The sequence below is a fragment of the Allosalinactinospora lopnorensis genome (assembly GCF_000981225.1).
Lineage (GTDB): Bacteria > Actinomycetota > Actinomycetes > Streptosporangiales > Streptosporangiaceae > Allosalinactinospora > Allosalinactinospora lopnorensis.
Genome location: NZ_LAJC01000162.1, coordinates 1 through 2,502, shown reverse-complemented (window position 1 = coordinate 2,502; position 2,502 = coordinate 1). Strand labels below are relative to the sequence as shown.

At 75.6% G+C, this 2,502-nt stretch carries 2 protein-coding genes; both read right to left on the bottom strand.

The features are described from left to right. Positions 1-1,531, bottom strand: a 1,531-nt coding sequence (locus VS93_RS26210) for a ComEC/Rec2 family competence protein (protein ID WP_162231722.1), incomplete at its 3' end; no start/stop codon positions are given. Beyond that, positions 1,528-2,502: ComEA family DNA-binding protein (locus tag VS93_RS26205; RefSeq protein ID WP_236700759.1), on the bottom strand; the 975-nt coding region annotated here is incomplete at its 5' end. The genes VS93_RS26205 and VS93_RS26210, both read right to left, overlap by 4 nt.

Here is a 2,502-nt window from a genome sequence, read left to right as displayed (position 1 = left end):
GCCGCCGGCGCTCCGAACGAGAGCAGGGCCCGCCGCAGCCGTCCGCGCAGCGCGAGGAGGGCGAGAACGAGCGCGGCCGCGGCCGCGGCTCCGGCGAGGTCGCCTCGCCAGGGGAACGCGCCCTGCGGCACTCGGGCCGCGTGCGCGGCGACCTCACTGATCCAGAGCACGGGACACCCGGCACCCACACCAGGAACGCCGCCGCGGCGGGCCAGAGCAGCGCGAGACCCATGACGGCGAAGCCGCCGACCGTGACGAAGGGCATCACCGGCCCGGCGAGCACATTGGCCGGCACCGCCACCCAGCTGATCTCGGCCGAAAGGAGCACCAGCACCGGAACGCACCCGACATGGGCGGCCAGCGCGACGGCCACCGTCTCGGCCACCCAGCGGGGCATCAGCGCGGACCAGCGGTCGCGCCAGCCCGGCGCCAGCACCAGGATCCCTGCGGTGGCCAGCACCGACAGCGCGAACCCATAGGAGCGTGCCAGTGCCGGATCGAACAGCAGGAGCGCGACCACCGCCGCCGCCAGCGCCGTGACTCCGGCCTGCCGGCGGCCCAGCGCCAGTGCGAGCAGCGCGATCCCGCCCATGATGGCCGAGCGCAGCACGCTCGGCTCGGAACGGGCGACCAGGATGAACACGGCGATCATCGCGAAGCCCGCCGCCGCGGTGAACCACGGCGGCCAGCCGGACCACCGCCCGAGCCCGAGTGCGAGCCCGGTGAGCACGGCGAGGTTGGCTCCGGAGACCGTCAACAGGTGCGTCATGCCCGTGGCCCGGAAATCGTCGGCGGTGGCGTCGTCCAGGCCGGATACGTCCCCGACGGTCACCGCGGGGAGCAGTGCGCTCGCCGGCTCGGGCAGGGTCGACGCGGCCTCGCGGAGCCGGGTCCGCGCCGCTCCCGCCCAGACCTGCGGAGCCGAGGGCGGCGCCACCCGCTCCGGCGGGCCGCGCACCACGATCAGGGCCCGCACCAGGCCGTTGTCTCCCGCCGGGACCGCCTTCCCGGACAACCGGACCGTGGTGCCGGGCAGCAGGCCGCTCCATTGAGGACCGGACCCCAGCAGCACCACCGGCACCCGGGAGTACAGCCGCTCACCGTCCACGTCGACCCACACGGTACGGGCCTCGATGACGTGATCGGGGTGACCGGGCAACGGAGGGCCTTGGCGCGGTCGCGGATCGAGGCGGACCTGCACCTCCATCCTGGCCCCGGACTCGCGCTCCGCCAGCTCTGCGACCGGGCCGGCCTCTACGCCGGCCAGGCGGACGCCCACGGCCAGCGCTCCGGCGGCGGCGCACGCGAGGACCGCCAGAACCGGGGTGGCCCGTTCCTGCCTCGACGGCGGGCGCAGCGCGAGACGGAGTACGAGAGCGCCTCCGGCGAGCAGCACACCGACCGCCACCGCCGTCCGGGCATCCACGCCGAGAAGGACGGCGGTGCACAGCCACGTGCCAATCGCGGGCGCCAGCAGCCGGAGATCCGCCGGGACGGCCGCACCGGGGGCGTCGGTGCCGAGCAGGCTCACCCCGCGCCGCTCACCTGGACCAGCTCGCTGAGTTCGGCGTAACGCACCTCCCCGATTCCACTGACGTCGTTCAGCTGCTCGACTGACGTGAAACCGCCGTTGGTCGTGCGGTGCTCCACGATGCGCTCGGCGAGCACCGGGCCGACCCCCGGCAGTTCCTCCAGCTGGTCCGGAGAGGCGGTGTTGAGGTCGATCAGCGCTCCGGGCTCCCCGGGCGCCGCACCGGGCGCGGCGGCCTCGGCTCCCGCGGCGTCGGGCGGCGGAGTGACACCGACCAGCACCTGCTCCCCGTCGACCAGTGGGCGTGCCAGGTTGAGACCTTCGGTCTCGGCGTCGGCGTCGATACCGCCCGCGGCCTCGATCGCGTCGGCCACGCGGGATCCGGCGGGGAGGGTGAAGACACCCGGGTCGTCGACCTTGCCGTCGACGTGCACCAGGACATCGCCGCTCGGCTGTAGCGACGCCTGGGGAACGGCGGGAGGTGACGGGTCCGCCCCGGGGGACGCCGCCCCCGGCGACGCCGCGCCGGAGTCGGCGCGTAGCTCGGGCACGGGTTCGGGGGAAGGGCGCGCCTGCAGGAAGAACCACGACGCGGCGATGACCGCGATGGAGCACACGGCGACGAGGGCATGCAGGCCGGTCCGGCCGAAACGCGGCTGCTCGGCCGGCGGAAGCCGGTCGCGCAGGGCGGCGAGCCACGAGGGGCGGACCGGGTCGCCGTCGACCTCGATGTACCCGGGTGGCGGGCGGCGCCCCTCCGGCCGCTCAAGGGCGGGGGCGTGCCGTTCCGAGCCGGTGCCGGCCGCAGCGGGACCGGCCCGTTCAAGGGGAGGGGGAGAGTCGGCGGGAAGCTCGACGGGGTCCGGCTCCGGGGGAGCGGTGGGCGGGGCGCGGTGCTCGTTCTCGTGCGGTGGAGACGGCGGGGAAGGGGCTCCCGAACGGCCGCCGGGAGCACGGGCGTAGGGCGGGTG